The sequence below is a fragment of the Peribacillus sp. NPDC096447 genome (assembly GCF_044762725.1).
In the GTDB taxonomy this organism is placed as follows: Bacteria; Bacillota; Bacilli; order Bacillales; family DSM-1321; genus Peribacillus.
This window is the reverse complement of the sequence record NZ_JBIWEV010000001.1, coordinates 1,222,431-1,246,649: the sequence shown is the minus strand read 5'-3', so window position 1 is coordinate 1,246,649 and position 24,219 is coordinate 1,222,431. Positions and strand designations below refer to the sequence as shown.

The window sequence follows — 24,219 nt, the reverse complement described above, 5'->3', positions numbered from 1 at the left end:
TTTGAGTCCTTCCGTAATTATTTGTTTTAAATCATGTATTATCTATATCTAATTATTTCATCAGGATTCAATCGTTTCGCTTCGAAATAAAATACTTGAATAAACTTTTTTGTATTTACCCGGGTAGGTGTAAGAACTATTTTTGAATCATTTTGCAGTTCTTTCATCTTTTGGCGAACGACTGTGAAATCAAAAAATTTAGAAGCGTAATTTTCAAACTTCGGATTCGAAAAATCCGTTAAACCGAGCGAAGCAAAATGATTTAACGAATGGTTGATCGTTCTGCGTATTCTCTGTTCGGCAGCTTTTATTTCCCGATTGATATCAACCGGCAAAGCTGATGTTCCGAGCTTTTTTTTGGTGATTTCTACAAAGATCTCTTTAAGGGTAGGGAAATGCTGTCCAAAAGTAAAAGTCCGTTCATACATAAATAAATATTGAAGCATTTCGATTAAATCTTTTGCCCCATTTTCTCCCACGATCCCTAATTCCGATAAAAGGAATTCACCCACCTCCCTTATACTTTTTTCATTAAAATTATTTGATTTATCAACAACTTTTGGCTGCTCAAAATTCAATACACTATTTAAGGAGGCTTGGATATTAGTGATCGATCTTTCTAAATGAATGCGTTCCATAACTTTTCGAATGACTGTTAGTATTTCAATACGATTGATTGGTTTACTAATATAATAATCGATTCCGAGCGAGTATGCCTCACCAATCAACTCCTTGGATTCAACCTGCGAAATCATTATTATTTTCCCGTTAAATGTACTTTTTATATGACGAAGTGTCTCAATGCCATCCCGGATGGGCATTAATAAATCAATAAATAATATATCAATTTGTTTTAAATTCAAAATATGTCCTTCTAATAGACTGCCATCTTCCGCTTCCTCCACCACTTCTCCTAAATCTTCGTTCTCTATAATTTGGCTTAAGTTTGAACGTATGGCACAATCATCATCTGTTATAAAAAAACGCATGGAATCACCCTTTCTGAATCAACTTCTGGATTGGTAACTTTATTGAAAAAACAGCGCCATTAAAACTATTCTCAAACAGGATATCCCCCCCCAGTTCTTTCACGACTTCTTTAACATATGAGAGTCCAATCCCTGTTGAAGGTGTCCCGAACTGATCATATTTTGATGTGAATCCAGGTTTGAATATAACGTTCTGATATTTTTGAGGGATCCCAGGTCCATTATCAGCAACTTTAAATTCTAAATTATCATAAAGCTCACACAAATTTAAACTAATGATTCCCTTTTCTTTAATTGCTTCGACTGCATTGGCGACTAAATTATTTAAAAGAGATAATACGGTATATACATGATAATGTGAATCGTTGTTTCCCTCTAATGAGTATTCAAATTGAATATCCTTTCCTAATGATAAGGCATATTTTTCATTAATTCGGATAATTAAATGAAAAAGTTCAACAGCATTCATATAATCTTTAAAACTCTCATTGGAGATCAATTTGGAGAGACCAGCAAAAATTCGTTGATTATCTTTCTTGACTTCATGCATTTCACCAGCGATGCGCAATGCTTTTTGACTATATTGCTGTGTAAGAACAAGTGGTTGATTTTCCCGTTTTTCCAGTGCTTTTAATTCGCGATACAAATCATACGATTCCTTTGTAATATTCTCTGCATTTTTTAATGTTTTTTTTAAATGAATCGTTTCCTCATATAAATTGGAAATGAGCATCAGCATATGTTCATTTTGTTTTCTGATTTGCCTCTCCCTTGATTGTGCTTCATAAAGTTTCATCATATTAAAAAAGCTCAAAACGATAAAACTGTGGCCGAATGCGATCACGATCATCTCATTTAGTGAACCAAACGTAATCGTTGTATCTAATACAATATATTGAAAGATTAATTCTACGGAGTCGGACAATATTTCGATAATGAGACCAATAAATCCAATAATCAAAGATCTGTTTTGAAAGCGGTTGATTTTCGCAAAATAAAATAGAACGGAATAGGTAAAATAAAAGAAAAAACTAGGATAATGAGCGTGAAAAGCAGAAATCCAGGAGAAATTATCCTGCATGAAAAAGTCGATTAGAATGCGAAATACCACAACCATTGTTCCTGTCAAGATGCCCGAAAATATGGCAGGTGTTTTTTGTAATAATAGTAAAAAGAAGAAAAATGCAGGCACACCAAAACTTACTCGAAACGTTTCATTGAAAGGATAAAAACTCAATTCGCCTGCTAATGGCACAGTTAACAACATCAAAGCAAGGACATAGACCTCTTTTTTCATTAACGTACTGAGATACAAGTCGTCACCTCCTAATTTGTTTAAAAAATCAGTATACAGTTTCATCGGCTTCAATACAACGCTTACTTTGTTCCTGAATTGAACGGCTTATAATCAATTATGGCAAAACTAATCTTTTTTTCTATCCACAAAAAATGGTAACGGGACATGTGAGATGATCACGTTTTTTTAGTGGATTTTATTTTTTAGATTTTGTAGGTTTTCGTATGATTATGTAGTTCCCGATTTAAAATTAACGGTAGATAGAAATTTTTGAAAGCGCTTAACAATTTTTAGAATATTCATTATTTTTTCATCGAATCTATTACATGTAAGCTTGATGGCATTCGGTAAAACGTTCATATAGAAAATATAATGATACAACAACTTAAGAGGTGGAAGAATGTGATTGAAGAATTGTCGAAAGAGTATGACATTCACGTTAATAGTCAAAGAAAATCCGACTTAGATGAATGGGTAGCACATTACAGGTCCTATGCTATTGAAGGACAAACCGCTAATTATATACCGGCATTGAGAAATGCACCTTTATCGCAATTGGGCATTACCATACTGGAGCCGGGTGGAACAATGATCAAGTCAGGAGATTGGGAAGTTCCTTTCACGCTGCAAAGTATTTCAAAAGTGCTTAGCTTCATAGCCGCATGTTTGGGTCGCGGCATTTCTTATGTGTTAGATAGGGTCGATGTGGAACCGACTGGGGATGCTTTCAATTCAATTATTCGTTTAGAAATGCATAAGCCGGGAAAGCCGTTTAATCCTATGATAAATGCTGGGGCGATTACCGTAGCTTCGCTTCTCCCAGGGGATTCTTCACAAAAGAAATTGGAATTTCTCTATGTGCTATTTGAAAATTTGTTAGGGAAGCGCCCGGCAATCAATGAGGAAGTGTATCAATCCGAGTGGCAAACCTCTCATAGAAATAGAGCTTTAGCTCACTATTTAAAAGAGACGAATTATTTGGAATCGGAAGTAGAGGAAGCTTTAGAGGTTTACCTCATGCAATGTTCCATAGAAGTAACCACAGAAGACATAGCCCTGCTTGGACTGATTCTTGCTCAAGATGGTTACCATCCCGTTCGTAAAGAACAAGTAATCCCAAAAAAAGTGGCTAAGCTGGCTAAAGCATTAATGCTTACTTGCGGTATGTACAATGCTTCGGGGAAATTTGCGGCTTTTATTGGGGTGCCAGCCAAAAGTGGAGTATCTGGCGGGATTATGGCACTAGTTCCTCCAAGTGCCAGAAGCGGAATGCCTTTTCAAGATGGATGTGGCATTGGTATTTATGGACCAGCCATCGATGAATATGGGAATAGCGTAGCAGGTAGTTTGTTATTGAAACAAATGGCACAAGAATGGGATTTAAGCATTTTCTGAAATGCAGAAAAATTTGGTTCCGGTGTAATTAATAGAAGCAATAAGGGGACATCCTTAAGATTTCCTCATCAATTTTCAAACTTTTACAAGAGGTGATGTAAATGCAGCAATTACTTTAAGATGTAATTGGACGCACTAGCACAAATCATTAATCCAGTTACTTTTAAACGTAAAATAATTTTGGAAAGAATGGTGAAAAATATATGAATAATATGCAGCGAAAGATGGGAACATTTTCGTTAATGATGGTAGGACTCGGGTCAATTATTGGTTCAGGTTGGTTATTCGGAGCTTGGAGAGCGGCACAGATTGCAGGACCCGCTGCCATTATCTCTTGGATTATCGGGATGGTTGTTATTTTATTTATCGCACTATCTTACAGTGAATTAGGGTCTATGTTTCCTGAAGCTGGGGGAATGGTAAAATACACGCAGTACTCTCATGGTTCTTTTTTAGGGTTTATTGCAGGCTGGGCAAACTGGATTGCAATCGTTTCCGTAATTCCAGTTGAAGCGATTGCTTCTGTTCAATATATGAGCTCATGGCCATGGGAATGGGCACAGTGGACACATGGTTTAGTAGAAAATGGAAGTCTTACTGGAGGAGGCTTGGCAATTGCCTCTGTATTGCTGATCGTCTACTTTTTATTAAATTACTGGACAGTCAGTTTGTTTTCGAAAGCTAATTCATTTATTACAGTCTTTAAGGTCATTATTCCTGGACTTACGATTGGCTCACTTTTATTTGCCGGGTTTCATGCATCCAATTTTACATCTGCAGGAAGTATCGCTCCTAATGGTTGGGCAAGTGTGCTTACTGCTGTAGCAACTTCTGGTATCATCTTTGCATTTAACGGTTTTCAAAGTCCAATTAATATGGCAGGTGAGGCAAAGAATCCTGGACGTTCGATTCCATTTGCAGTAATTGGCTCCATTTTAATTGCAACGGTCATCTACGTTTTATTACAGGTTGCGTTTATTGGAGCCGTTGATCCGTCCATGATTGTGAATGGATGGCAACATTTGAATTTCAATTCACCGTTTGCTGACTTAGCAATTGTTTTAGGCATAAACTGGTTGGTTATTTTACTATACGTAGATGCTTTTATTTCTCCTTCCGGGACAGGAATAACATACACGGCGACAACGTCACGAATGCTTTATGGAATGGAAAAGAATAAATATTTACCAAGCGTGTTTGGAAAACTGCATCCTCTTTATGGTATCCCGCGTCAAGCCATGTTTTTTAATCTGGGTGTATCTTTCTTATTTTTATTCATGTTTAGAGGCTGGGGCGTATTGGCAGAGGTTATTTCAGTTGCGACTTTAGTCTCTTATATTACAGGTCCAGTTACTGTTATGACATTAAGACGCACAGGTCAGAACTTGTACAGACCATTACGTTTAAAAGGATTAAGCATCATTGCACCGCTGGGCTTTGTTTTTGCTTCTTTGGTTCTATATTGGGCAAGATGGCCGCTGACAGGTCAAGTATTATTTATCATTATGGCTGGTCTTCCCGTTTATTTCTATTATCAATCAAAAATAAAATGGAAGGGATTCCGTCAAAACTTTTCAGCAGGGCTTTGGATGGTTGTTTACTTACTCTGTATGATGACCATTTCATACTTAGGCAGTGAAAAGTTTGGTGGACTAAACATAATCCCATTTGGTTTGGATATGGTCATCATTACATGTTTATCACTAATATTTTATAGTTGGGCAATAAAGAGTGGGTTCCAAACGGAATATTTGGAACAAGGGCAAAAAGTAAATGAAGACTTGAGATCGATGAAGAATAACATTACAGCTCAAACTGATAAAAAGGACGCTGTATAAATGGTGTAGCCACTTCATTGATTGGCATGCTCTAACTATTAATATCGATGAAGGGTGAAAAAAAGGGGACGGCAAATTTAATTTGCTGTCCCCTTTTTGGAATTTAAGAAGAGCTGTTATTTTTTTATTTCACACCTGGTTTATCATTATACCCGGCAGTGAAGATAGCGGCTAAAAATGTAATGGTAACCCCAACGATAATAACTGTGCCCATGCTGTGACCTCCCTTTACCCATATTGTCCCACTTAAGTATAGGCTTAGTATACCCTAATTTTTAGCAGTAGTGCACACAATTTTTCTTGTCAGCATAATTCTCTTCAATTCTTCAATGATTAAGCCTGTTTCGATACATGGAGAGCCAAGGGCTATTCGAAACAATGGCCGGCGACTTTTTAAAGTCTGACATGTTTGTCAGACTTGGAGCATAGATTTAAGTATTCTCTGAAAGTGACAGGGGGAGGTTCCTTAATGGATATTTTAAAGAAAATCGAAAAATTTAGAGAAGATGAACAGAAGCTGAAGTGGGAAGGCACCTTCGCAGAGTACTTAGAAATATTGAAAGAAACGCCTTTAGTTGCTCAATCTGCTCATTCACGTGTATACAACATGATCAGAGATGCAGGGATAGAGGAAGTAAATGGGACAAAGAAATACAATTTTTTCAGCGGTCAGTTGTTTGGCCTTGAAGATTCACTGGAAAGGCTCATCGAGGAATATTTCCATCCGGCGGCAAAGCGGCTCGATGTCCGTAAGCGGATATTGCTTCTAATGGGTCCGGTGTCAGGCGGGAAGTCCACACTCGTTTCTTTACTGAAGCGTGGCCTTGAAAATTATTCACTAAAAGACTCTGGTGCCATTTATGCAATAAAAGGATGCCCGATGCATGAAGATCCACTGCATCTCATTCCGCAGTATTTACGGGATGATTTCTTTGAAGAATATGGAATAAGGATAGAAGGAAACCTATCGCCGCTGAATGTAATGAGGTTAGAACAGGAGTATGGAAGCAGGATTGAAGATGTGATGGTCGAGCGTATTTTCCTTTCGGAGGATAAGCGTGTTGGAATTGGAACATTCAGTCCTTCAGACCCTAAATCACAGGATATTGCTGATTTGACGGGCAGCATCGATTTTTCGACCATTGCCGAATACGGATCTGAATCAGATCCGCGGGCCTATCGTTTTGATGGCGAGCTGAACAAGGCGAACCGCGGGATGATGGAGTTCCAGGAGATGCTAAAATGTGATGAGAAGTTCTTATGGCATTTGCTCTCATTGACACAAGAGGGTAATTTTAAAGCAGGACGTTTTGCATTGATCAGTGCCGATGAACTCATTGTGGCTCATACGAATGAAACGGAGTATAAAGCGTTCATTTCCAATAAGAAAAATGAAGCATTGCATTCCCGTATCATTGTCATGCCGATTCCATATAATCTGAAGGTTACCGAGGAAGAAAAGATTTATGAAAAAATGATCCGTGAAAGTGATGTCTCGGATGTTCATATAGCTCCGCATACATTAAGGGTGGCGGCAATCTTCAGCATCATGACACGCCTGAAGGATCCCAAAAAGGGCGATATCGATTTAGTGAAAAAGATGAGGCTTTATGATGGGGAAAATGTCGAAGGATTTAATTCCGCAGACATCAATGAATTGAAAAAAGAATATCAGGACGAAGGAATGAGCGGAATCGATCCGCGTTACGTGATTAACCGAATTTCCTCTACGATCATTCGTAAGGATAATCCATCCATTAATGCATTGGATGTACTTATGTCATTAAAAGCAGGTCTTGACCAGCATCCGTCCATTACGAACGAACTTCGGGAGAGGTATTTGAATTTCATTTCACTGGCACGTAAAGAATACGATGCCATTGCAAAAAATGAAGTCCAAAAGGCATTTGTTTATTCATATGAAGAGTCGGCGAAGATCCTCATGGATAATTATCTGGATAATGTCGAAGCATACTGCAATAAATCAAGGCTGCGCGATCCATTGACTGGGGAGGAAATCAACCCTGATGAAAAATTGATGCGCTCGATAGAAGAGCAAATTGGAATTTCCGAGAATGCAAAAAAAGCATTCCGCGAAGAAATATTGATTCGCATTTCTGCATATGCGCGTAAAGGTAAGCGATTCGATTATAATTCCCATGATCGTTTACGGGAAGCAATCCAGAAAAAACTATTCGCTGATTTGAAGGATGTCGTTAAGATCACTACTTCAACGAAGACACCAGACGAAAGGCAACTGAAGAAAGTGAACGAGGTCATCACGAGACTTATCGACGAGCACGGTTATAATTCCACATCAGCCAATGATTTGCTGCGCTATGTGGGTAGCTTGTTAAATCGGTAATCCATACTTTTTTGCCCCTGCCCCCAATTGGGCAGGGGTTTATGGCCTTTTGCGGAAGGTAAAATGAATGAAAGGTGGACTTCTGAATTCCCTTAAAATCATGCATCTTTTGCTAAAGGGTGATTATAGAAGGCAAGAGATTAAAGCACCGGGCCCTTCTGAGTGGGAGGGAGTCCGGTGCTTTGATTTCTATTTAGTTACATTCAAGCCATACTGTTCAATAAGTGTAATAAGTTGATTCGGTGATAGTTTTTCTTCGCTATGATCGATTTTAATTTCACCATCATCAACATCGATGATCGCGCGTTCCACACCTTCCGTTTTCATAAGTATGGACTCCAGATTTAAAATCGGACCTTCTGACGTTGCTTCCTTTACATAAAGGGTAGTTGTTTGCATATTTCTTACACCTCCTTACATTTGCTCATAATGTCTTTATCTATACCCCATATTTCCATTAGATATGTTACGTTTTGGATTTGGAAATATTGGGTATCAATAAGCAGAGGTGATTGCAAATGAGTAAGGAAGAATTGAAAAAAGAACATGTTCCGGAAAATAGCTCCATGGCTAAAGATTATGAAGAGATGAAAGAACTTGGAAAGCAGATGGAAAATCAAAGGACGAATGAAGAATTGAAAGAGTGGGATAAACGCCCAGGTACAGTTCAACATGAAATAGAGGAAGATAAAGATTGACGAATATCACAACCAGAATCATTCTATCTGTGTAAAAGGGTGTCCAGAAAAACTGCTGGTGCACCCTTTTTGTTGTATTCATTGCTTTTTTGATATGTCCCTGGAAGTCTCTGTTTTGCAGCAGACAATTACGCTGGCATTTAAGTTATCCTATAATCCGACAAAAGAAAACCTGCTAGAAAACGAACAGACCTGATGATCATCAGGTCTGTTCGTTTTCTTGAAATGTTTATTTTGCAGTAGCATTTTTTAAAAACTTTAAAGGGCCTCTAATGCCCATATCAGGACTTGTCTAGTTCGTAGGTAAACGTCCATTATTGAATTTTGTTGTAAATTATCCAGCATCGCTGCATAAGATAGAGTAATACTTTTCTTTTAATCCGTTTTTTCGCACTGTATTTTTGATTGGAAAACCGGAATGATGTGGGCTTTCCCACACTAATTTATTATATGAAGGAATGATGAAAAGCGTGCAAACATTTTTAAGGGGGGAAGAGAATGTCGGAAGAGAGTAATCAACAGTATGTTATCTCACAGGAAAATTGGTCCCTCCATCGGAAAGGCTATGATGATCAACAACGTCATCAGGAAAAGGTGCAGGAAGCGATCAAGAATAATTTGCCTGATCTAATTTCAGAAGAAAGCATCGTGATGTCCAATGGCCGGGATGTTATCAAGATTCCCATTCGCTCCTTGGATGAATACAAAATTCGTTATAACTATGATAAAAACAAACATGTAGGGCAAGGCGATGGAGACAGTAAAGTGGGGGATGTGGTCGCGAGGGATGGCTCACCGTCCGATGCCGGGGCCGGTAAGGGTCAAGGTGCAGGTGACAAGGCCGGCGAGGATTATTATGAAGCCGAAGTGTCGATGATGGAATTGGAGGAAGCACTGTTCAGTCAATTGGAACTCCCTAATCTTCAGAAGAAAGAACACGCAGAGCACACGCTTGAGCACATCGAATTCAACGACATCCGCAAGACAGGCCTAATGGGAAATATCGACAAAAAGAAAACGATGATATCGGCTTTCAAACGGAACGCTTTAAGGGGGGACCCAGGTTTTCATCCTATTTATAAGGAAGATTTTAAATTCAAAACCTGGAATGAGATTCAGAAACCTGATTCCAAAGCGGTTGTACTGGCAATGATGGATACTTCCGGAAGCATGGGGTTATGGGAAAAATATATGGCTCGAAGCTTTTTCTTTTGGATGAACCGTTTCTTGCGGACAAAATATGAAACGGTGGAAATCGAGTTCATTGCCCATCATACAGAAGCGAAAGTTGTTCCGGAAGAGGATTTCTTTTCAAAAGGGGAAAGCGGCGGTACGATTTGTTCGTCCGTATACCGAAAAGCATTAGAACTTATTGATCATAAATATGACCCCGCGAAATTCAATATCTATCCGTTTCACTTTTCCGATGGTGATAACCTAACATCCGACAACGTCCGCTGCGTTAAGCTTGTTGAAGAACTCATGAAGGTTTCCAATATGTTCGGTTATGGTGAAGTCAATCAATACAATCGTCATTCGACATTGATGACAGCTTATAAGAACATCGATAATGAAAAATTCAGGTACTATATCCTTAAGCAAAAGGCTGACGTTTTCCATGCAATGAAGAGCTTTTTTAAAGACGAGGAAAGTAAGAAGTATGCTTAAAGAAATAAGTTAGCTTGTTCTGGATTGTAGGGAAGCGTCATTCTCTCTACAATCTTTTTTTATTTTTCGTTCAATTCCCTATTATCGTTTGGCATGTGAATTCGTTTTATTCCAATGCTTTTTGTATGCGAGGTTCATTAAGTTACATATAATTTTATGAATGAACAAATATTCAAATGAAGCACAAAATAAAAAATGGTTTACCTAAAAGGAGAAGGTGAAACTTACTTATCTGACAGAGTTTAAGGTTGATAATTTACTAAAGATAAGGGAGCCACGAAATGACCGAAGCGAGAACGCCATACATTCCTTCTCAATTTAAACCACAGACCATTCTCTTTATTCGAAATTAAAACCACGAAATAGGAACCTGTCGTACTGCTATCAGTGGCTGGTATGTAAATGGCCCCGGTACAATACCGGGGCCATGGCCGTTTAGAACCTTTTATACCTTTACTGGCTTTATTGAGTAGTTACATATTCATTATTTCCTGCACGCATTCCAACAATGAAAATAAGTGCCGATATTGCGGCCAACATCAATAAGGGAACTGTCCAGCTGTGTGTAATGTCATGGAGCAAGCCGAATAATACTGGTCCAATGGCAGCTAAGAGGTACCCGAATGATTGAGCCATTCCTGATAATTCCGTCGCCTCATGGGTGCTTTGTGTTCGAAGACTAAAGAACATCATCGATAAACTGAATATGGTTCCAACTCCAATCCCGATCAATATCATGCATACTGGTATGAAGAGAGTGCTTCCATATAATATGCCGAATATCCCTGCAATAAGGAAGACGACAGGCGGGACCACTAACAGTCGCTGACTTTGTAAGCGTCCAGCTAAAATTGGCACAAGGAATGTTATTGGAATGACTGCAAGCTGCATGATGGATAGCATCCAGCCAGCTTCATCAGCGTTCAGGCCTTTTTGCTCCAGGATTTCCGGCATCCAGGTAATTACTGTATAGAAAATAAACGATTGCAAACCCATGAAGAATGTAATCTGCCAGGCTAAACCAGAACGCCATAAGTTAATCTTTTTATCCTTTTGTGCCGTTTGTACATCCTTACCTGAGTTGAATGGCCGTCTTATTTGCGGCATCCATAAGAAAACTGTAATAAGTGATAAAATTCCCCAACATCCAAGGGCACCAGCCCATCCCAATCCCGATGATGAAGCAAGGGGAATGCTGATCCCGGAACCTATTGCGCCACATAAATTCATGGAAACAGCATAGGTTCCTGTCATCAAACCGATGTTCCTGGCAAAGTTATGTTTAATCAGACTTGGTAACAATACATTGCCTATTGCAATGGCTAAGCCTATTAAAATGGTCCCTATGAACAATGTCGGCACTCCGCCAACTGAGCGTATCCCAATTCCGATTGTTAGTAATATCAAGGAAAGGAAAAGCGTAAGCTCCATTCCAAAACGCCGTGCTATCCTAGGTGCAAACGGTGATAATAAAGCAAAGGAAAGCAAAGGCAATGTCGTTAATGAACCTGATAATGTATTTGATATCCCCAAGTTATCACGGATCGAAGTGACAAGGGGGCCAACCGATGTTAAGGGAGCCCTCAGATTTGCCCCGAGAAGAATGATTCCGATGATGAGTAGTCCAACTCTGGGTTTAATATCCATCTTTGTTTGTTCTAGTTGATTTGCCGCTTGATGAATGCCCATAATCTCCTCCTTACTTACTCTAAAGATTTTTTGAATTGTGCAATGTATTCATTCACTGTTTCGATTGCCCGGTTCACATCTTGTTCGATGATGGCATCTACAAGTTTGCAATGAATGTTCAAATGAAAGTTCATATCAGAACTCATTTCCACTATCTGATGGATGGATTCATGCAGGGAGTGTTCCATATGTTCGTACAAATCAATCAATAAATCATTATGTGATGAACCCATAATCGATTTATGCAACAGTATATCGGCTTCCTCGTAAGCCTTGATATCCTTTGCTTCGGCCGCTATACTGCATGCTGTTATATGAAACCGCAATCGTTCTATATCTTCTTGATTACGTCTTAATGCCGCTAACTGGGCTCCCTCTCTTTCAAGGGCATGACGGACCTCTAACGTTTCTAATAAACTTGACTGCTGGATCCTTCTTTCAAAAGCAGCCCCCAAGGCACTAGATGACCTTACGAATGTCCCCTTTCCTTGTTTCGTTACTAAAAGCCCTGCATAAACAAGTGATCGTACAGCTTCCCTTAATGTATTTCTGCTTACATCGAACTGTTGGATCAAATCCATTTCAGGGGGAATTTGATTTCCAATTTCCCATTCACCTGATTCGATTAACGATTCGATTTGGGAAACCACTTGCTCTACAAGTGATAATCGATTTGTTTTAGATATGGTCAAGATATACACCTCGGATTTGTAGGATGATTGGTTCATTGGTTATTTTAACATATGTATGTTGGGAAATGGAGCAAACGAGTATTTTAAATCCAAATTTGTTTCCCTTTTATCTTCAGAAAAAAATTTCAGAAATCTGCTCCCTTTCCGCCGACTGCCTGCCTCATAAAAGCAAGCATCTAGCGGGGTCTCGGCAAGCCAGTTATTCAAATTTCTTCAATCCAGAGAGGGTTTCATCCCAAAAGCCGTAACCCAGGTTTGTTTAAAATCATGGTTAGGGGTGAGACCATTTCTATTGATGGAACAGCCAGACTATAGACAAATTTAAAGAAACGCCAGTTGGTCTATAGTTTTTAAAAAAACATTCCAGTTTATTGGAGCGAGTCCAAGGGAGACCCCGCAGGCGCAAAGGCGCCGAGGAGGCTTCCGGACCGCCCGCGGAAAGCGAGTGCCCTACGTTCCAATCGACGTTCAAATTGTTCTAGCACTAAAAAGACTGTAGGCAAACTCGATGAAAATCGAGTTTGCCTACAGTCTGAAGTATATATTTCTATTTTTTTTGTTTGACAATAAAAGAAAGAAGGATAAATATCACTAACGTGACAAGACATACTGTGGTTCCAATGATGTTTTGCTTATTAAAGATAAATGCCAAAAAGATAATGCTTAATGCCGTGATGGCTAATATAGTTGTAAATGGGTACCATTTTACCCGGAAACCTGGTTTGCCAATGTATTGCTTACGCAACTTCAGTTGTGCTGAACAAATACTGATCCATAATAATAAAACTGTGAATCCAGGAATGGCCATAAGGTAGCTTAAAATCAGGTCGGGATACAAATAGGATAAAAACACACCAGCCAATATGCAAAATGTAGTTAAAAATATACCATTAAGCGGGATACCCTTTTTTGTTGTTTTTAAAAATACCTTAGGCGCTTCCCCGTTTTGGGAAAGAGTGAACAGTGTCCTTGAAGTAGCGTATATACCTGAATTTGCAGCTGATAAGACAGCGGTTAAAAGAACGAAATTCATGATATCGGCGGCTCCGGGAAGACCCGTTAAGCTGAAAACCTGAACGAAAGGACTTACTTCAGTACTTACTTGGTTCCAAGGTATTACCCCGCAAATAATAAGTATCGGCAAGACATAGAAAAGAATCACCCGCCACACTGTTCCTTTAATGATTTTTGGTATGACTCGCTGACTATCTTTTGTTTCCGTAACGGCTACACCAATTAATTCTGCACCACCATATGAAAACATTACCACTAAAAGTGCACTTAACATTCCGTCAATTCCTTGGGGGAAAAAACCACCATGTTCCGTGTAATTAGAAAATGAAGCCGAACTAGGAAAAAGTCCTAGCATGATCAAAGCTCCTAAAATAATAAAGGCAATCAAGGTTATTATTTTAATTCCTGCGAACCAAAATTCGAGTTCTCCATAGTATTTTACTTGAAACAAATTTATTCCTATAATTACGGAAGCGCTAAGTATACTTAACAGCCATAATGGTACTGTAGGAAACCAGTATTGTAGAAAGCTTCCGGCTGCGACTATTTCCACAATGATCACGATAATCCAGTTAAACCAATAGAGCCATCCGACAATGAAGGATAGTTGAAACCCAAAGGCTTTATTAATGAGATGCTGTACGTTCAAATTAGGAAAAGCGGTTGCCATCTCTCCTAATGCGGCCATTACAATAAATAACAATAGCCCCCCTATTAAATAGGCTATTACAACACTTGGACCTGCCATATTCAATGTATCGGAACTCCCCTTAAAAATCCCTGTTCCTATCATTCCGGCTAAAGCAATGAACTGGACATGCCTAGGCAATAGGCCCTTTTTTAAATCTTGATGAGTCTTCTCCATTTTATTCATGCCTTTCCTTTTAATAAAATAGTCTATCAGTAAAACCAGGAAGTTCTTTTGTTATCGAACGCTTTCACGTGCTAAAGTACTATGTAAATATATCATGAATCGGAAAAATGTCAATTTAGGCAGGTGAACTGGAATAGATTCCTAATCAGCAAAACAGGAATGGTTTTTATTATCTAAAAGTATTTGGATTTTATGAAATAAATCAAAGGAAAAATTAACAAATCGGCGCAAGGCACTTCCGCACTCTATTGAATTAAATACGTATTGAAAAGAGAGAAAAATAATTCTGTTTAATCGCATTATTACTGACATTTTGTTTGGTAGTGAATAAGATGATGCAATCAGTTCAAGTCCTTGCATAAAAATGAATAAGGAGATGTTTCATATATGTCAGGTTGTGATGGCGGTTTTGGATTTGGCGGAGGTTTCGCCTTTATAGTCGTTTTGTTTATCCTTTTAGTAATTGTTGGAGCCAGCACTTGCGGCGGCGGATATGACGGCCGGGGCACCCAGGGTTACGGAACATACTGCTGAATAACAAAAAAACGACCATTCAAGGTCGGTTCCAGTTTGTAGACAAAAGTGGTTCGGAATTAAAAAATTCCCAATCCAATGAAGACTTTAGACAAAAGGGTCTATCTATAAGTTAAACAAAGTTGATTGGAACGGAAGGTACGAGACTCCTGCGGGAAAAGTGAGTCCAGGGGAGACACCGCAGGTGCAAAGGCGCCGAGGAGGCTCCCGGACCGCCCGCGGAAATCGAGTGCCTGTAGGCAACGTTCAAAGTGTACATAGCGGGAAAAGCTAACGAGACTATCCGTTTTCATATAAAAAGGGGAGAGGGGGCGGCTGTAGGTGTTCGGTTTCTTGTATCGGTTCAATTTCGCTTAGAAATTCCAAATAACCGGTATATACCTGCGAGGCCATCCCTAAATAGTGCAATTCAGTGTGGATGATTCCCTTCCTTGGTGAATGGAGCATATACATTTTTTCATCCCTCCTTTCAAAAAAGAATAGGCCAGTCTGTTAAAGGAGTTAATCCAACCAATATGAATGTTATGTTTATAGGGGTTGATTTCTATCACTTTAAAAATTGGATGCTCCAGGCTCGGAGGCTTCTGCATCTCTTTCTTCTATTACCATGCGCAGTCCACTCTTGGGTCTGAGTGTAAGGGATGGAAGGGGGGTCACTTCATGATGATCAGGTGCAAGCTTTATCCTATACCGCTTTGCAATGCAGGCCAGGACAAACACCGCTTCCATCATGGCAAAATGATTGCCGATACAAACCCGCGGCCCTCCGCCAAATGGAAAGTAAGCGAACGCAGGCAGGCTTTTCATGAAGTTATTTTCAAATCGCTCAGGAATAAATGATTCCGGTTGATCAAAATACTCTGGATCATGCTGCATCACATAAGAACTTATTAGAATCATATCGCCTTTTTTAAAGCGATATCCTCCTATTACGACATCCTCCGTCACATCACGGGATAAGATATACAGTGGCGGGTACAGGCGAAGTGTTTCATGAATGATATTTTGAGTGTATGGTAATTTCATGAAGTCTTCAGGCTTGGGTGTCCGGTGACCGATTATGCTATTCACTTCACTGAAAAGCTTGTCTTGAATTTCTGGATGCTTCGAAATTGCGTACATTGCCCAGGAAAGAGCATTTGCTGTCGTTTCATGACCTGCAAGGAAAATAGTCATTAATTCATCACGGACCTGATGGCTTGTCATACCCAGTCCGTCGTCGGCATCACGTGCGTCCATCAGGATCCCAAGCATGTCTTCATGTTTTACTGTGTCGTTCTTCCGTTTTTCAATAATGCCGTAAATCACTTTATCAAGTCTTTGTATCGCCTTTTTATATTCACGGTTGATTTTGGTAGGTACCCATAATGGCATACGGAAAATCTTTCTCATCCTTTTGACGGTAATTCTTAAAGCGGTTTCCAGCGGTTTTCCAACAATTTCATACCCATCCTTGAATTCCATGCTGAACATCGTCTTGCTGATTATCCCGAGAGTGATGTCCATCATATCCTTCGTTATGATCCGTTCCTCATCATGTTGCCAAGTTGAAATATAATCCATTGTGGTATCAATCATATCCTTGGCGTATTGGCTAATATGATTCTTTTTGAAAGAGGGTTGGATAAGCCTTCTCTGTCGCATATGAAAGTCTTTTTCGCTTGTAAGTAGACCTTCACCGATAAGCGGTTTTAAAACATTGAAGTCCTTGGATTTGATGAAGGATTTTTGTTTTGTTACGAGTATTTGTTTTATTAAATCAGGATTTAAAACGTGATAAACATTTTGGAATGGGCCTAAACGGAATTTAGCGACTTCTCCATATTCCTTGGCCAATCGGGTCAGAAAACCTATTGGATCTGCTTGAAACTCCTTTGTATGTCCGGAAATCAGCCTTCCTTTTGGAACCTTTGGAGAATTAAGGAAGACATCATCATCGTGGTTCAATGTGGTTTTTCCCCTTTCTTTAAAATAATTACATGTAATCATTCTATGAGGATCAGCTAAATTGGTTTGGACAAGTCGTGAAAGAAAGGGCGGATAATTCTATGGAAGTAATAAGGTTATATAAGATAGCCATAAAAAAACTCTGGCTGAATAAAGCCAGAGTTTTTCATGAAAGCTTTAGATTTAATGATGTGGGATTTAACTTCTTTCTTCATCGTCCCTATGTTGGAAACGATCATTTTTTTCATTAATGGGCCCGCCAAATTCTGCATTGATATCCTTAACCACTTGATCTAAAAATTCATCTGATATTATTGGATTATTAGTTTTTTTATGCATGTACAATCCTTTCTGGATATAGTTGTTTGGATAATAATGAAGGATACGTTATCAACATAACCTCACTTTTAATAAATTATTCTCTCTTTGTCCAACATTTTCCCTTGCATTTACATCTCACGGAAGCATTTATAAAAGACTGTTATATTTAGCTTAGTGATTATGGTACGTGGAAGTTACCACCAAATGGGTGAATCCAATGTGGAAATAGCCCAATCACCTCTAGGTAATTGGGCGTGGATTATATTTATTCATTATGGGAACAGCTGCCTTATATATGTTATTAGCTGATCACGAAGTTCAGGTCGTTTCATGGCGAAATCTATTGAAGCTTGAAGGAAGCCGAATTTATCGCCGACGTCATATCGATTTCCTTCGATGATATACGAGTATAATGGTTCCTTTTCTAACAAAAGGTCTAAAGCTTCGGTAAGCTGGATCTCCCCCTTCCGATCGGGCTGTACGGTTTCAAGGATTTCAAAAATCTCAGGTGATAAAATATATCGGCCAATAATCGCCTGTGTTGATGGTGCATCCTCCACTTTTGGCTTTTCCACTAAGTTTCTTACCAGAAATAAATCCTCATATCGTTCTTTGAAATTTACGATCCCATACTTGGAGACATCGGCAGGTGACACTTCCTTACATCCGATAATGCTCGCTTGAACCTTGTTATACCGTTCCATTAACTGCTTCAAAGCTGGAACCTGGCTATCCACGATATCATCACCTAACAGGACGGCAAAAGGTTCGTTACCAATAAAAGTTTTGGCACATAATACTGCATGGCCCAGACCTAAAGGTTCCTTTTGTCTTACATAGTGGATATCCACCATGTTGGAAATGTTCTCCACGATCTTAAGCAGATCATTTTGACCTTTCATTTGCAGAAGCATTTCTAGTTCAATGGATTTATCGAAATGATCTTCAATGGCACGTTTGTTTTTACCCGTAACGATGATAATATCTGTAATCCCTGATTGAACCGCTTCCTCGATAATATATTGAATGGTCGGCTTATCGACAATGGGCAGCATTTCCTTTGGTTGAGCTTTCGTAGCAGGTAAAAATCGAGTTCCTAAACCGGCTGCTGGAATCACCGCTTTCTTTATCATAGCCCAGCCCCTTTTTAAGGTTCTTTTATATGCTTTTTGTTCTACCCTTCATTTTATGTGGCCATTGGTTGACCTATATCAAAAAAGGTTAAAATAAATCCCTGAAAAAGAATAGATTTACCTTTGAAGCAAATATTATGGATATATGAATTTGGTCAAGAGGTGTATATGTTGCCAATTGAAAAACAAGAGAGAAAACAAATCCTTTTTGCCTTACTCGTCATTGTTTTATATCTTTCTCCTTTATTCATCCTTGGAGAAAATGCGCATATTCGCGTACATGATAATTTGGATTCCAACCTTGCCTGGTATAAAGTCCTTTCAGAAAGCGGTGAGTTATTCGGTGCGATAGACGCCAAAATTCCCCAGATCATGAATGGTCTGCCCCGAAATGCCTTTGGCAGTGAGTTCAGTATTATCGTGTGGCTTTATGCACTTTTTCCGACAATGGCTGCATATGCAATAAGTCAGGCATTAACAAGATTCATTGCATTCTTTGGTATGTATATTTTATTAAGGAAACATTTGGTTACAGGAAGCCGATCAGGTTGGATCAGGGTTGGGACATCCTTGGCCTTTGCCCTTACCCCATTTTGGCCATCGGGAATGCTCAGTACACTTGGGATGCCGCTTGCACTTTGGGCTTTTTTGAATATTCGCAGCAAGGACCATTCGTGGAAGAATTATTTGGTCCTTACACTTTTACCGCTTTATTCAAGCATCGTGCTTGGTTTTTTCTTTTTCCTTGTTGCAATGGGCTTTCTTTGGCTAACGGATGTGATCAGGAGAAAAGGGTGGAATATAACGTTCCTTCTTTCGATTGTGTATATGACCTTCATTTTTGGTTTGGTGGAGTATCGTTTGGTATCTTCATTTATTTTTGATTCGGAGCCAAACAGCAGAGATGAATATTTTCACGCAAGGCTGCCGCTCGATTGGGTCATACAGCTTACTTTCAAAAATTTCGTTCTTGGACATACGCATGTCATGACTGTACATGCGCTTATCATCCTGCCGATTACAGTCTTTGCCCTTTATATCATTCTGACCAAAAAACTGTGGAGACAGGAAAAGGTATATGTATTTTTATTCGGCTTGAACTTTGTACTCTCAGCATGGTACGCATTCTGGTTTTATAAAGGCTGGGTTCCTTTGACGGAAAGGTTTCACACCCTGGATACCTTTAATTTTGCCAGATTTCACTTTTTAAGGCCGATGGTGATTTACTTGGGCTTTGCCCTCGCGATAAAAATCATTTGGGAACACAGCGATTATGCTAAGAAAACCCTCTCTATTTTCATCGCCGTTCAAATTATGATCTTAATGGGCTTCAATGAAGAAATCACTTACAATAAAAAACCATCTTTTAAAGAGTTCTATTCAGAAAGCCTTTTTCAGGAAATAAAAGATCATATTGACCTTCCACAGGAAGAGTATCGTGTTGCTAGCATTGGGCTGCATCCTGCAATCGCACAATTTAATGGATTTTACACGCTTGATAGCTATAACAATTTCTATCCGCTTTCTTACAAACATCAATTTCGTCAAATAATTGAAAACGAATTGGCTAAGAATAAAAATATCAGAATTTACTTTGATGAATGGGGAGGACGTTGTTACCTATTTACCGATGAGCTTGGAAAGCATTATATGTTCAAGAAAGGCTCGAAGAAAGAGCTGGAAAATTTGGACCTTAATATGGATTCGTTTAAAGGATTAGGTGGCAAGTATATATTTTCTGCCATCCCAATCAACAACGCGAAGGAAAACGGATTGGTAATAGATAGGGTTTTCACAAAGAAAGGAAGCATATGGAAAATTTATTTATACAGAGTCATGTGAAAAGGGGGGAATAGAATGAATTCACCGATAGTAACGATTGTTGTACCTTGTTATAACGAAGAAAGCGTATTGCAGGATACCATTTCCCAGCTTTGTGGATTGATGAGGGGATTAGTCGAAGAAAACGTTGTTTCTGGTCAAAGTAAAATTCTGCTGGTTGATGATGGAAGCAAAGATCAAACTTGGAAGATCATTTATAAGGAAACGATCAATAATGAATTTGTTCGCGGGCTAAAGCTTTCCCGGAATGCAGGACATCAAAATGCACTCCTGGCAGGATTGTTTACAGCCAAGGAAGCCTCGGATTGTGTGATTTCCATTGATGCAGATTTACAGGATGATATTCAAGTCATCCCTGAATTCATTCGGAAATTCAATGAAGGATGTGAAATCGTATATGGTGTCCGCCAGAAAAGGGACCTTGATTCATTTTTTAAACGAACATCTGCAACCGGTTTTTATAAATTGATGAACAAGATGGGGGTTAACCTTGTCTATAATCATGCCGATTTCAGGCTAATGAGCAAAAGGGCAATCGCGGAGTTGGAACGATTTGATGAAACGAATCTTTTTTTACGGGGGATTGTCCCACTCATTGGGTTTAAGACGGACTCTGTTTATTATGACCGAAAAGAAAGATTGGCTGGAGAAACGAAATATCCATTTAAGAAGATGGTTGCTTTTGCGCTTGATGGCATTACTTCCTTTTCAGTTACACCGATCCGGCTTGTATTATGGCTAGGATGTCTTTCCTTTTTCATTAGCTTACTCTTTGGGTCTTACTTTTTATGGTTAAAGTTTTACGGGCAGACCGAATCTGGTTGGACCTCATTAATCACCTCCATATGGTTGATCGGCGGACTGCAGTTGATTGCTGTCGGCTTGATTGGGGAATATATCGGTAAAATCTATAATGAATCCAAACGCCGGCCTAAATATATTGTTGATCTAGATCTATTTAATCCGCTCGATTTAAAAAAACGGGAGCAACTAGACGATGAACGGAACAGTATTGAAAAACTATCTAAAACACACTAACTCCTTTATCCGTTTTTTATTGGTTGGAATAGTCAATACAGCGGTTGGACTTTCCATCATGCTTTTTCTTATGAATGTTCTTGAATTATCTTACTGGGTCTCCACCTTTTTCGGCAATGGTACGGGAGCTGTAACGAGTTTTCTTTTGAACAGGACTTTTACCTTTAAAAGCGATATAGAATGGCGGCGAGGAGTTGCCCGTTTCTTTTGCGTCATCCTGATTTGTTATTCCGCCGCTTATTCTATAGGCCAAGCTATTGCAGAATCACTGGAAGGATCCGTTCATTTATCCCTACAACAAAATTTGGCTGTTCTCATAGGAACAATCTTTTATACAGTGCTTAACTATCTTGGCCAGAAATACTTTGTCTTTAAAAAAAGCAATTTGAGACCCATTCAAGAAGGAAGGAATTAATTAGGGTGAATCAGTGGAATAGTGCCCCTATTGGACGGGAATTAAAGCGGAATTTGATATTTAATGCAAGTTTACCCTTTTAATGACGATCCGAGCTGGGGCAGATCTGGTTAATTTCTTTCATCGCCATCTCCATGATGCTGGTTATCTTTTCCTTTTCGAACCACCTTTTGTTCATTGACTCCTGGATTATTTTACCTTTATTTACCTCCTTTCCTACCTTCGAATCATGTCATTGCATGACTTATGTAATATACGTCAAGAATAAAACCTCGCTTACAAAGAATAATTCTATTTTTGTGTAAAATTTTCATTTACTTTTCCATTTCACGGGAGTATGATAATCAACAGTTTCATATTTCTAAATCGCTTAAACCTTATGGTGCGGGGGACCCGTTATTGGGATTGTTTACAATCCAAGGGGTGAATCCTTTTTAAAAGGTAGGGCTACTCTTAGGTCCGAATCCGACAGCTAACCTCGTAAGCGTTATATGAGAAGGAAAGTGGAGCTTGTTAGACAAAAAAAATTGATGTCTACAGGTCTATTTAACTATGACTTGTAGGCATTTTTATGTTTCGTCTTGTTTTTCGCTACAGCTGGGTAACATAAACTTATAAATTAACTTTGGTGGTGAATTCTTGATGTTATCTTCTATAAAGAGGTTCTTGATTGGGAGGCCTTTAAAGTCAAATGCACTTGGTGAACAAAAGCTTAACAAAACAAAGGCTTTGGCGATATTATCTTCTGATGCTTTGTCTTCGGTTGCATATGGGCCGGAGCAAATATTGATCGTCCTGATCACGGTCGGTGCTGCAGCATTCTGGTATTCAATCCCTATCGCGATCGGAGTATTGATCTTGTTAACTGCTTTGATTTTGTCCTATAGACAAATCATTTTCGCTTATCCGCATGGCGGGGGGGCCTATGTGGTTTCAAAAAACAATTTAGGTGTCAATCCAGGGTTGATAGCCGGAGCATCCTTATTGGTTGATTATATATTAACGGTCGCTGTAAGTGTTTCTGCTGGTACGGATGCCATCACGTCCGCTTTTCCCGGCCTGCATGATTATAATGTCGTCATAGCCATCATTTTCGTCATTCTACTTACAATCTTGAACCTAAGGGGGGTTACGGAGTCGGCATCTGTTTTGGCCTATCCGGTGTACCTATTCGTTTTAGCATTGTTCATCTTGATCGGTGTTGGAATTTACAAGATTTTGACGGGAGGAGTCTCACCGGAATTGCATGCGTCAATCGGGACACCGGTAGCGGGCATCAGTTTATTTATACTGCTAAGGGCATTTGCATCAGGAAGCTCCGCATTGACAGGGGTCGAAGCGATTTCCAATGCAATCCCGAACTTTAAAGATCCAGCCCCGAATAATGCTGCGAAAACTTTAATAGCTATGGGTTCCTTGCTAGCTGTATTATTTTCGGGAATCGTATTCTTAGCCTATTATTTAAGCATTGTTCCTAGCGCAGAGGTAACGGTCGTCTCCCAGATTGCTGAGGAGATCTTTGGACGGAATTTCATGTATTTCTTCATTCAAGGTACGACTGCCTTGATCTTGATACTTGCGGCAAATACTGGCTATTCGGCTTTCCCTCTGCTTGCGGTAAATCTGGCGAAGGATAAATTCATACCAAGGGCGTTTACGATCAGAGGGGACCGATTAGGGTATTCCAATGGAATTATCATACTGGGACTTGCATCCATCATTTTAATAGTGGCATTTGAAGGACATACAGAAAATCTCATTCCGCTTTATGCGGTAGGCGTATTCATTCCATTTACGTTGTCCCAGACTGGCATGATTGTTAAATGGGTTCGAGAAAAGCCAAAAGGCTGGATGATGAAATTAACCATTAATTCAATTGGTGCCATAATTAGCTTGATCGTCACGATGATATTCTTTTTAACCAAATTTAATCAGGTTTGGCCTGTTTTGATTTTTTTACCTATCATCATTTTAATTTTTCACCGAATTAATAAGCATTATAAAGCAGTCGGTGACCAACTAAGGATAACAACATGTGAGCCGATCTCACCAATTGAAGGAAATATCATTATTGTCCCTGTGGCAGGTATAACTCATGTGGTTGAGAACTCTTTAAATTACGCAAAATCTCTTTCAGCACATCAGGTCATTGCCGTTTATGTCGCTTTTGACAGAGAAGATGAAAAGAAATTCGGAGAAAAGTGGAAAAAGTGGCAGCCGGATGTCAGACTCGTTACGCTGAATTCATATTACAGAAGCATCATTCAGCCATTGACTAAATTTGTGGATACAGTTGAACATAAGGCAAGTGAATCCAATTATAAAGTTACGGTGATCATCCCACAATTCATTCCGAAGAAGGGCTGGCACAATATACTTCATAACCAATCAAGTTTACTGATCCGCGCCTACTTACTTTATAAAAGGAATGTGGTTATTACGACAGTGCCATATCATTTGAAGAAATAAG

At 39.2% G+C, this 24,219-nt stretch carries 20 protein-coding genes and 1 riboswitch; of the genes, 10 read left to right on the top strand and 10 right to left on the bottom strand.

The features are described 5' to 3' along the window. Positions 1–38 precede the first annotated feature (38 nt). Together ACIQZD_RS06215 and ACIQZD_RS06210 are read right to left on the bottom strand one after the other, a co-directional pair. Complete coding sequence (locus ACIQZD_RS06215) at positions 39–989, bottom strand: response regulator (protein WP_402899516.1); 951 nt, start codon at positions 987–989, stop codon at positions 39–41. Positions 990–993: 4 nt separating this feature from the next. Next, positions 994–2,256: an ATP-binding protein gene (locus ACIQZD_RS06210; RefSeq protein WP_402899998.1), complete on the bottom strand. Its 1,263-nt coding sequence runs from the start codon at positions 2,254–2,256 to the stop codon at positions 994–996. A gap of 435 nt (positions 2,257–2,691) precedes the next feature. Here ACIQZD_RS06210 and ACIQZD_RS06205 point away from each other — a divergent pair, with 435 nt between their 5' ends. From ACIQZD_RS06205 to ACIQZD_RS06195, 3 genes are all read left to right on the top strand, one after another. Next, entirely contained in the window at positions 2,692–3,681 is a 990-nt protein-coding gene (locus tag ACIQZD_RS06205; RefSeq protein ID WP_402899995.1) for a glutaminase, read from the top strand. A gap of 203 nt (positions 3,682–3,884) precedes the next feature. Next, positions 3,885–5,519: a glutamate/serine transporter AimA gene (locus ACIQZD_RS06200; protein ID WP_402899513.1), complete on the top strand. Its 1,635-nt coding sequence runs from the start codon at positions 3,885–3,887 to the stop codon at positions 5,517–5,519. Between the two features lie 469 nt (positions 5,520–5,988). Further along, positions 5,989–7,884, top strand: a complete 1,896-nt coding sequence (locus ACIQZD_RS06195) for a PrkA family serine protein kinase (RefSeq protein ID WP_402899510.1) — start codon at positions 5,989–5,991, stop codon at positions 7,882–7,884. Positions 7,885–8,073: 189 nt separating this feature from the next. Here ACIQZD_RS06195 and ACIQZD_RS06190 read toward each other — a convergent pair whose 3' ends face one another. Further along, a complete protein-coding gene (locus tag ACIQZD_RS06190; RefSeq protein ID WP_137019792.1) occupies positions 8,074–8,283 on the bottom strand; it encodes a hypothetical protein in 210 nt (69 codons plus the stop codon). 119 nt (positions 8,284–8,402) lie between these two features. Here ACIQZD_RS06190 and ACIQZD_RS06185 point away from each other — a divergent pair, with 119 nt between their 5' ends. Both ACIQZD_RS06185 and yhbH read left to right on the top strand, forming a co-directional pair. Further along, entirely contained in the window at positions 8,403–8,582 is a 180-nt protein-coding gene (locus ACIQZD_RS06185; protein WP_063235975.1) for a hypothetical protein, read from the top strand. A gap of 498 nt (positions 8,583–9,080) precedes the next feature. Continuing rightward, positions 9,081–10,250: a sporulation protein YhbH gene (gene yhbH, locus ACIQZD_RS06180; protein WP_101223356.1), complete on the top strand. Its 1,170-nt coding sequence runs from the start codon at positions 9,081–9,083 to the stop codon at positions 10,248–10,250. A 462-nt stretch (positions 10,251–10,712) separates the two neighbouring features. On the opposite strand, the gene ACIQZD_RS06175 is transcribed toward yhbH, so the two are convergent. From ACIQZD_RS06175 to ACIQZD_RS06165, 3 genes are all read right to left on the bottom strand, one after another. Then, entirely contained in the window at positions 10,713–11,897 is a 1,185-nt protein-coding gene (locus ACIQZD_RS06175; RefSeq protein ID WP_402899992.1) for a CynX/NimT family MFS transporter, read from the bottom strand. Positions 11,898–11,953: 56 nt separating this feature from the next. Next, positions 11,954–12,631: a FadR/GntR family transcriptional regulator gene (locus ACIQZD_RS06170; RefSeq protein ID WP_402899505.1), complete on the bottom strand. Its 678-nt coding sequence runs from the start codon at positions 12,629–12,631 to the stop codon at positions 11,954–11,956. Between the two features lie 547 nt (positions 12,632–13,178). Continuing rightward, positions 13,179–14,510 (bottom strand): amino acid permease, encoded by a 1,332-nt coding sequence (locus tag ACIQZD_RS06165; RefSeq protein ID WP_402899989.1) that lies wholly within the window; start codon positions 14,508–14,510, stop codon positions 13,179–13,181. A 396-nt stretch (positions 14,511–14,906) separates the two neighbouring features. Between ACIQZD_RS06165 and ACIQZD_RS06160 the strand changes: the two genes are divergently transcribed. Beyond that, positions 14,907–15,053, top strand: a complete 147-nt coding sequence (locus ACIQZD_RS06160; RefSeq protein ID WP_402899502.1) for a YjcZ family sporulation protein — start codon at positions 14,907–14,909, stop codon at positions 15,051–15,053. Positions 15,054–15,332: 279 nt separating this feature from the next. Here ACIQZD_RS06160 and ACIQZD_RS06155 read toward each other — a convergent pair whose 3' ends face one another. From ACIQZD_RS06155 to galU, 4 genes are all read right to left on the bottom strand, one after another. Next, positions 15,333–15,506 carry a hypothetical protein gene (locus ACIQZD_RS06155; protein WP_402899499.1) on the bottom strand — a complete coding sequence of 58 codons (174 nt, stop codon included), beginning with the start codon at positions 15,504–15,506 and terminating at the stop codon, positions 15,333–15,335. A 99-nt stretch (positions 15,507–15,605) separates the two neighbouring features. Further along, positions 15,606–17,000 carry a cytochrome P450 gene (locus tag ACIQZD_RS06150; RefSeq protein WP_402899496.1) on the bottom strand — a complete coding sequence of 465 codons (1,395 nt, stop codon included), beginning with the start codon at positions 16,998–17,000 and terminating at the stop codon, positions 15,606–15,608. A 198-nt stretch (positions 17,001–17,198) separates the two neighbouring features. Then, the gene (locus tag ACIQZD_RS06145; protein WP_402899493.1) at positions 17,199–17,339 is read right to left on the bottom strand and encodes a bacitracin ABC transporter ATP-binding protein; all 141 of its coding nucleotides are present in this window, start codon (positions 17,337–17,339) and stop codon (positions 17,199–17,201) included. 254 nt (positions 17,340–17,593) lie between these two features. Continuing rightward, the gene (gene galU / locus ACIQZD_RS06140) at positions 17,594–18,454 is read right to left on the bottom strand and encodes a UTP--glucose-1-phosphate uridylyltransferase GalU (RefSeq protein ID WP_402899490.1); all 861 of its coding nucleotides are present in this window, start codon (positions 18,452–18,454) and stop codon (positions 17,594–17,596) included. A gap of 168 nt (positions 18,455–18,622) precedes the next feature. Here galU and ACIQZD_RS06135 point away from each other — a divergent pair, with 168 nt between their 5' ends. The 4 genes from ACIQZD_RS06135 to ACIQZD_RS06120 all read left to right on the top strand — a co-directional run bounded on the left by ACIQZD_RS06135 (position 18,623) and on the right by ACIQZD_RS06120 (position 24,218). Further along, positions 18,623–20,296 carry a DUF6044 family protein gene (locus tag ACIQZD_RS06135; protein WP_402899487.1) on the top strand — a complete coding sequence of 558 codons (1,674 nt, stop codon included), beginning with the start codon at positions 18,623–18,625 and terminating at the stop codon, positions 20,294–20,296. 15 nt (positions 20,297–20,311) lie between these two features. Further along, positions 20,312–21,334: a glycosyltransferase family 2 protein gene (locus ACIQZD_RS06130; protein ID WP_402899484.1), complete on the top strand. Its 1,023-nt coding sequence runs from the start codon at positions 20,312–20,314 to the stop codon at positions 21,332–21,334. Next, complete coding sequence (locus ACIQZD_RS06125; RefSeq protein ID WP_402899481.1) at positions 21,294–21,749, top strand: GtrA family protein; 456 nt, start codon at positions 21,294–21,296, stop codon at positions 21,747–21,749. Before ACIQZD_RS06130 ends, ACIQZD_RS06125 begins: the two co-directional genes overlap by 41 nt. Positions 21,750–22,106: 357 nt before the next feature. Next, positions 22,107–22,252, top strand: a riboswitch (cyclic di-AMP (ydaO/yuaA leader). Positions 22,253–22,391: 139 nt separating this feature from the next. Further along, on the top strand, positions 22,392–24,218 hold the full coding sequence (locus tag ACIQZD_RS06120) for an APC family permease (protein WP_402899986.1): 1,827 nt from the start codon (positions 22,392–22,394) through the stop codon (positions 24,216–24,218). The last annotated feature ends 1 nt before the right edge of the window (position 24,219 follow it).